This is a genomic window from Mycobacterium sp., assembly GCF_049802695.1.
GTDB lineage: Bacteria > Actinomycetota > Actinomycetes > Mycobacteriales > Mycobacteriaceae > Mycobacterium.
Window position 1 is genome coordinate 1 of the sequence record NZ_JBARMY010000023.1, and the last position, 7,391, is coordinate 7,391.

At 65.4% G+C, this 7,391-nt stretch carries 7 protein-coding genes and 1 pseudogene; 4 read left to right on the forward strand and 4 right to left on the reverse strand.

Annotated elements, in window-relative coordinates; genetic code table 11:
• From WA317_RS00800 to WA317_RS00810, 3 genes are all read left to right on the forward strand, one after another.
• A partial coding sequence (locus tag WA317_RS00800) for an isoprenyl transferase (protein WP_425171220.1) occupies positions 1-741 on the forward strand: 741 nt, incomplete at its 5' end.
• The gene (locus WA317_RS00805; RefSeq protein ID WP_425171221.1) at positions 741-1,157 is read left to right on the forward strand and encodes a hypothetical protein; all 417 of its coding nucleotides are present in this window, start codon (positions 741-743) and stop codon (positions 1,155-1,157) included. The genes WA317_RS00800 and WA317_RS00805, both read left to right, overlap by 1 nt.
• A gap of 130 nt (positions 1,158-1,287) precedes the next feature.
• Complete coding sequence (locus tag WA317_RS00810; protein ID WP_425171222.1) at positions 1,288-3,795, forward strand: glycogen/starch/alpha-glucan phosphorylase; 2,508 nt, start codon at positions 1,288-1,290, stop codon at positions 3,793-3,795.
• A 120-nt stretch (positions 3,796-3,915) separates the two neighbouring features.
• On the opposite strand, the gene WA317_RS00815 is transcribed toward WA317_RS00810, so the two are convergent.
• Entirely contained in the window at positions 3,916-4,305 is a 390-nt protein-coding gene (locus WA317_RS00815; protein ID WP_425171223.1) for a Fur family transcriptional regulator, read from the reverse strand.
• 73 nt (positions 4,306-4,378) lie between these two features.
• Positions 4,379-4,726 (reverse strand): ArsR/SmtB family transcription factor, encoded by a 348-nt coding sequence (locus tag WA317_RS00820; protein ID WP_425171226.1) that lies wholly within the window; start codon positions 4,724-4,726, stop codon positions 4,379-4,381.
• Positions 4,727-4,941: 215 nt separating this feature from the next.
• Here WA317_RS00820 and WA317_RS00825 point away from each other — a divergent pair, with 215 nt between their 5' ends.
• A complete protein-coding gene (locus WA317_RS00825) occupies positions 4,942-6,333 on the forward strand; it encodes a glycine--tRNA ligase (protein WP_425171224.1) in 1,392 nt (463 codons plus the stop codon).
• Positions 6,334-6,349: 16 nt separating this feature from the next.
• Here WA317_RS00825 and WA317_RS00830 read toward each other — a convergent pair whose 3' ends face one another.
• Entirely contained in the window at positions 6,350-7,009 is a 660-nt protein-coding gene (locus WA317_RS00830) for a DUF5642 family protein (RefSeq protein WP_425171225.1), read from the reverse strand.
• A gap of 31 nt (positions 7,010-7,040) precedes the next feature.
• Positions 7,041-7,391: pseudogene (locus tag WA317_RS00835) on the reverse strand (TPM domain-containing protein); the annotation flags it as partial.

Consider the following 7,391-nt stretch of genomic DNA (forward strand, 5'->3'; position numbering starts at 1 on the left):
CCGCAGCACACGTCAAAGGCTGCGGCGCCGCGGCTGCCCGTCGACCAGGTGCCCGCACACGTCGCGATTGTGATGGACGGCAACGGCCGGTGGGCCAATCAGCGGGGGCTGCCCCGCGTCGAAGGTCACAAGATGGGCGAAGCGGTGGTTATCGACATCACCTGCGGCGCAATCGAAGTCGGAATCAAATGGTTGAGCCTTTATGCGTTCTCCACCGAGAACTGGAAGCGCTCGCCGGAGGAAGTGCGCTTCTTGATGGGCTTCAACCGCGACGTGGTGCGACGTCGCCGGGAGAACCTCAACGACATGGGAGTCCGCATCCGGTGGGTGGGGTCGCGGCCCCGGTTGTGGCGCAGCGTGATCAAGGAACTGGAGATCGCCGAGGAGATGACCGACGACAACGACGTCATCACAGTGAACTACTGCGTCAACTACGGTGGCCGCACCGAAATCACTGAAGCCACCAGAAGTATTGCGCGCGAAGCGGCCGCGGGCCGGCTAAATCCGGACCGGATCACCGAGGCGACGATCGTCCGGCACATGCAGCGCCCCGACATTCCCGATGTCGACCTGCTGCTGCGGTCTTCGGGTGAGAAACGGTCCAGCAATTTCATGCTGTGGCAGGCGGCTTACGCCGAGTACATCTTTCAGGAAAAGTTGTGGCCAGATTACGATCGTCGCGACTTGTGGGCTGCCTGCGAGGAGTACGCGTCGCGGCACCGTCGGTTCGGGAGGGCGTGATGCCGTCACTGGAGGAGCGGCTGGCATCGGTGCTGGGTGAGATCCTGCCCGTCGAAGAGGAGTCGGACGGCGCGCTGACCATCCGCCACGACGGCACGTTCGCGTCGCTGCGGGTGTTGGCGGTCGTCGAGGACCTCGACCTGGTGTCGCTGAACCAGATGCTGGCGTGGGACCTGCCGCTGAACAGGAAAATCCGCGACCTGGTGACGGAACAGGCGCGCCAGACCATGCTCGGGTCAGTGACCCTGGTGGAGAAAGTCAGCGAGAAGGGCGCCAAGCGCGATTCCGGCAAAACCGGGGACGTGCTGCTGCGCTACAACTTTCCGGGCACCGGCCTGACCGACGACGCGCTGCGCACACTGATTTTGATGGTGCTCGAAAGGGGCGTTGAGATACGCCGTCTGCTGACGGCGTAGGCCCTCCATTTAGTTCACAGGATTGACTTAAAGACCTCTCGCGGTCGAAACACCACGCTGCGACACTCGGCTGTTCGCGGGGACAACCGTCGGCCTTTTTCAATCGGCCTAGGAAGCGTGGAGAAGACGAATGACCGACCTTGTGCACCGGCTGTCCGACGAGGTCACAGCCAACAGCAACCCGACGGCCGTGCGCACCGGGTTGACCGCTGAGGCACTGCGCCAGGCCGTCAGTGACCACCTGACGTACTCGATCGCCCGGCCGCCGGCGGTGCTGACACCGGAGCACTACTACCGCGCGCTGGCGTTGGCGGTGCGCGACCGCATGCAGCAGCGCTGGATGGCCACCACCCAGGATTGGCTGGAATCGCCCGCCAAGGTCACCTGCTATCTGTCCGCCGAATTCCTGATGGGCCCGCAACTGGGCAACAATCTCCTCAATCTGGGTATCGAAGCCCAGGCGCGGCAAGCACTGACAGACCTGGGCCAGGACCTCGACATCATCCTGTCGTGCGAGAAGGAGCCCGGCCTGGGCAACGGCGGTCTGGGCCGGTTGGCCGCCTGCTACCTGGACTCGCTGGCCACGCTGGAGCGCCCGTCGATCGGCTACGGCATCCGATACGAGTTCGGCATCTTCGAGCAGGAGATCCACGACGGCTGGCAAGTGGAGAAGACCGACAACTGGCTGGTGTACGGCAATCCCTGGGAGATCGACAAGCCGGACGCCAGCTACATGGTGAACTGGGGCGGCTACACCGAGGAATACCAGGACGACGCGGGCCGCGTGGGAGTGCGCTGGGTGCCGCACCGGGTGCTCAAAGGCGTCTCCTATGACACCCCGATTCAGGGCTTCGGCGTCAACACCTGCAACACGCTGACGCTGTGGAGCGCGCGGGCGGTCGAATCGTTCGCACTGGAAGTGTTCAACACCGGCGACTTCTACAAAGCCGTCGACGAAGAGGTGATCTCGGAGACCGTCTCCAAGGTGCTCTACCCCAACGACGAACCCGAAGCCGGCAAACGTCTGCGGCTGCTGCAGCAGTACTTCTTCGTGTCCTGCTCTCTGCAGGACATCCTGCGCATCCACCAGGAACGGGCCGGCCAGCCGCTGAGCTCACTGCCCGGCAAATGGGCGATCCAGCTCAACGACACCCACCCGTCCATCGCCGTCGCCGAGTTGATGCGGCTGCTGGTCGACGAGCACTACCTGAGCTGGGACGAGGCCTGGGCAGTTACGGTAGCCACTTTCGGCTACACCAACCACACCCTGCTGCCCGAGGCGCTGGAGACCTGGCCGCTGTCGATGTTCGGTGAGGCGCTGCCCCGCCACCTCGAGATCATCATGCAGATCAACGAGGGTTTCCTCGCCGAAGTGCGGGCCCGCTTCCCCGGCGACGAGGAACGGGTGCGGCGGATGTCGCTGATCGGCGAGGACGGCGGCAAGTGCGTGCGGATGGCACATCTGGCCACCGTCGGCAGCCACGCGATTAACGGGGTGGCGGCACTGCATTCGGAACTGCTGAAAGCCAGTGTGCTGAAAGACTTCTACGAGATGTGGCCGCAGCGGTTCGGCAACGTCACCAACGGAGTGACACCGCGGCGGTTTCTGGCGCTGGCCAACCCCGGGCTGCGGCACCTGCTCGACGAGACCATCGGCGGCGGATGGCTGGTGGATCTGCAGCGGCTGCGCGGGCTGGAAGCCTACGTCGACGACCCGGCGTTTCGGCTGCGGTGGCGAGAAGTAAAGCGCGCCAACAAAGCGCGGCTCGCGGAATTTCTACACGCCGTGACCGGTGTCGAGCTGGACCCGAGCTGGTTGTTCGACGTGCAGGTCAAGCGGATCCACGAGTACAAGCGTCAGCACCTCAACGTGCTGCACATCGTCACGTTGTACAACCGGCTGAAGAAGAACCCCAGGCTGGCGATTGCGCCGCGCGCCTTCATCTTCGGCGGCAAAGCCGCACCGGGATACTTCATGGCCAAACGAATCATCAAGCTGATCAACGCCGTCGGCGAGACCGTCAACGCTGACCCCGATGTGAACCGTTACCTCAAGGTGGTGTTCGTGCCGAACTTCAACGTGCAGAACGCGCACCTGATCTACCCGGCCGCCAACCTGTCCGAGCAGGTTTCCACCGCGGGCAAGGAGGCGTCGGGTACCGGGAACATGAAGTTCATGATCAACGGCGCGTTGACCATCGGCACGCTCGACGGCGCCAATGTGGAGATGCTCGAGGAAGTCGGCGCGGAGAACTTCTTCTTGTTCGGGTTGACCGAGGATGAGGTGGCAAAGGCCTGCGCGGAGGGCTATCGTCCGGCGAGCTGCATTGCGGGCGATCTGGAACTCGCCGAGGCACTCGAGCTCATCGAGCGCGGACATTTCACCGGCGGTGACCCCGAGGTGCTGCGCCCGGTGGTCGACTCGCTGCGTCACCACGACCCGTTCCTGGTGCTGGCGGACTACCGGTCCTATGTGGACTGTCAGGCCCGGGTCAGCGCCGCCTGGCAGGACGCCGACGCCTGGTCGAAGATGTCGATTCTCAACGCCGCGCGGAGCGGCAAATTCTCCTCGGACCGCGCCATCGCCGAGTACTGCGACGACATCTGGAACGTCGAGCCGATGAGGGTCCGGCTGTAGGCCGTGCTGCCCGCACCGGCTGCCGAGCGTCACGCCAGAGTGAAGTCCAGCAGTGTTCGCCGGGCCCTGCCCGGTCACCGTCGCGCTGGCGCGACGCTGGGGCGCTGAGCGCCAGGCGGGTCAGATCCGGCAGTCCGCGCAGGTGCCGAAGATCTCGATCGTGTGGCCGACGTCGGAGAACCCGTGCTCGGCGGCCACCTGCGCGGCCCAGGTCTCCACCTCGCGGTCGCCGACCTCCACGGTGCATCCGCAGCTGCGGCACACCAGGTGGTGGTGGTGATGGCCGGAACACTGCCGGTAAACCGCTTCGCCGGTGTCGGTGCGCAGCGTGTCGACCATCCCGGCCGCCGCCATCGACTGCAGCGTCCGGTAGACCGTGGTCAGGCCGATGTTTTGGCCGCGGCGGCGCAGCTCATCGTGTAACTCCTGAGCCGAGCGGAACTCGTCGAGGGTGTCCAGCAGCGTCGAGATCGCGGCCCGCTGGCGGGTCGATCTCGCAACTGTGGTCATTTGCGCCGCTCTTCCCCCGCAAGCGGGAGGTGCCCCCACCTCATCGCTCGTAGTATTTCGTCGTCGGAGCGGGTCACGGCTTGTCCTCGGAAGCATGGGCCACCGCATCGATGACAATGTGCGACAGGTGATGATCGGCCAGCCGGTAGAGCACCTCGCGGCCCGACCGCTCACCGGTCACCACTCCGGCCGCCTTGAGGATCTTCAAATGCTGGCTGACCAGCGGCTGCGGCACACCCAACGCGTCCACCAGTTCGTGCACGCACCGCTGGGATTCGCGCAGCTGCAACACGATTGCGATTCGCACCGGCGCGGCCAGCGCGCGCAGCAGCTCGCCGGCGGCGTCGAGAATCTCGCGCGGCGGCGGGGGAAGTGCGGCAGCGCTGCTGTGCTCGTGGCCGGCAGTTGAATCGGCGCCCATATCAGGGCCATCAGTGCCATCAGTGCCATCAGTGCCCAGATTCGGGCCGAGATCGCCGTCAGCCGCGGTCGACGTGGTGGAGGACATGTCGCCTCCACTGTCACATGCATGATGACGCATGTCAAAGACCGCCACGGCGCTCGCTACGATGACGGGTGCTCTTCGCGCCAGCGTGCAACGCTGCGCAAGACCGTCCCTTTCCAAACCAGACAGGAGTGCACCGGCTTGTGGCGTCCGTAATCGACACCGTGGTCAATCTGGCCAAACGACGCGGCCTGGTCTATCCCTCGGGCGAGATCTACGGCGGCACCAAATCGGCGTGGGACTACGGGCCTTTAGGAGTGGAGCTCAAGGAGAACATCAAACGGCACTGGTGGCGTTCGGTGGTCACCGGCCGCGACGACGTTGTGGGCCTGGACTCCTCGATCATCCTGCCCCGCGAAGTGTGGGTCGCCTCCGGGCACGTCGAGGTGTTCCACGACCCGCTGGTCGAATCGCTGATCACGCACAAGCGCTACCGCGCCGATCACCTCATCGAGGCCTACGAAGCCAAACACGGGCACCCGCCGCCCAACGGCCTGGCCGACATCCGCGACCCGGAGACCGGCGAGCCCGGCCGGTGGACCGAGCCGCGCGAGTTCAACATGATGCTCAAGACGTACCTCGGGCCGATCGAGACCGAGGAGGGGCTGCACTACCTGCGCCCCGAAACCGCCCAGGGCATCTTTGTCAACTTCGCCAACGTGCTCACCACCGCGCGCCGCAAGCCGCCGTTCGGCATCGGCCAGATCGGCAAGAGTTTCCGCAACGAGATCACTCCCGGCAACTTCATCTTCCGCACCCGCGAGTTCGAGCAGATGGAGATGGAGTTCTTCGTCGAGCCGTCGACCGCCAGGGAGTGGCACCAGTACTGGATCGACACCCGGCTGCAATGGTACGTCGACCTCGGTATCGATTCGCAAAATCTGCGGCTGTTCGAACACCCGAAGGACAAGCTGTCGCATTACTCCGACCGCACGGTCGACATCGAGTACAAATTCGGCTTCGCCGGCAACCCGTGGGGCGAGCTGGAAGGCGTCGCCAACCGCACCGATTTCGACTTATCAACGCACGCAAAGCATTCCGGAGCTGACCTGTCGTTCTACGACCAGGTGAGCGACACCCGCTACGTGCCGTACGTGATCGAGCCGGCGGCCGGCCTGACCCGGTCGTTCATGGCGTTTTTGATCGACGCCTACAACGAAGACGAGGCACCCAACGCCAAGGGCGGAACGGACAAACGCACCGTGCTGCGCCTTGACCCGCGGCTGTCGCCGGTGAAGGCCGCTGTGCTGCCGCTGTCCCGGCACGCCGACCTGAGTCCGAGGGCCCGCGACCTGGCCGCCGAGCTGCGCAAGTTGTGGAACGTCGACTTCGACGACGCCGGCGCGATCGGGCGGCGCTACCGCCGCCAGGACGAGATCGGCACACCGTTCTGCGTGACGTTCGACTTCGACTCACTCGACGATCACGCCGTCACCATCCGCGAGCGCGACGCGATGACCCAGGAGCGGGTGGCGCTCGACGCGGTGGCCGACTATCTGGCGGTGCGCCTCAGGGGCTGCTGACCGGCTGCTGACCGGCTCAGCTGCGCATCGCCGCGACGGCGTCTTTCAGCAGTTGCTGTGCCCGGTCGGTGTCGATGGCGGGCGCCTGCTGCTGTCCCCGAGCCCGCATCGGGCTGGCGTCGACGATCACCACTGTGTTGCCGAAATAGGCCACGTAGCTGTACAACTCGTTGTTGCGTTCTTTGCCGCGAGCGGAGATCGTGATCTGCCGGTGCCGGCCGGACGTCTGAACACCGTTGATCTGCGGTGCATCCACCACGTCGATGCTGCCGTTCAGGTTGTTCTTCTCCGTTTTGAACCCGACGTGCTTGCACTTCTCGGTCAGCGAGGCGTCGTAGGGCACGGCGGCGTTGGCGACGACGGCGATCGCAACCAACCGGTTGCCCTTCCCGTCAGCGGAGACCGCGGCTGTCTTGCCCTGCGTGCCCGACGGCAGCCGCTGCCCGGTGGCCAACTTCTCGCAGTCCGGCGGGTCGAACGTCACACCGGGCGGCAGCTTCTGCTCGCCGACCATCTGCGGGCTGATGTCCGACGGGCCCTTCGACGAGCTGCGGTAATCCGAGCCGAACGTCGACTTGACCGCGAACACTTTCGTGACGTCCACCGGCTTGGGTTGACTGCTGCAGGCAGCCAACAGACCCACGCACACGATCCCCACCAACGACTTGCGAAGCATTCCCGCAATGTACCCAAGCGCTCTGTGCGCCTCAGAACCGCCCGCCGCCGCCCATGAAGCCGCCGTCGGAGCCGCCCGACGAACCGCCGTAGGACGCCGGGCTCCAGCCGCCGCCGCCCCAACCATTACCACCAACACCGCCGCCCATCGCTCCACCGAGCAGGTCACCCAGGATGATTCCGCCCATCATCGCGCCCATGTGGCTGCCGCCGCCCCCGGTGTAGCTGCGCTGCGCGAACCGGACGTCGTCGTCGGCCAGCGACTGCGCCTCGGCGGCCAGCGAGGCGGCGGTGTGGGCATGCGCGATCGCGTCGGTGACGTTGGTCGACCGTTTGTCCCGCGCCGCTTGCAGATGCCGGCCGGCTTCAGCGAGCCGGGTGCG

Bases quoted from the DNA above. Each gene is read 5' to 3' on its own strand.
- WA317_RS00805 (WP_425171221.1), top strand. From the start codon at position 741: ATGCCGTCACTGGAGGAGCGGCTGGCATCGGTGCTGGGTGAGATCCTG.
- WA317_RS00810 (WP_425171222.1), top strand. From the start codon at position 1,288: ATGACCGACCTTGTGCACCGGCTGTCCGACGAGGTCACAGCCAACAGC.
- WA317_RS00815 (WP_425171223.1), bottom strand. From the start codon at position 4,305: ATGACCACAGTTGCGAGATCGACCCGCCAGCGGGCCGCGATCTCGACG.
- WA317_RS00820 (WP_425171226.1), bottom strand. From the start codon at position 4,726: ATGGGCGCCGATTCAACTGCCGGCCACGAGCACAGCAGCGCTGCCGCA.
- WA317_RS00830 (WP_425171225.1), bottom strand. From the start codon at position 7,009: ATGCTTCGCAAGTCGTTGGTGGGGATCGTGTGCGTGGGTCTGTTGGCT.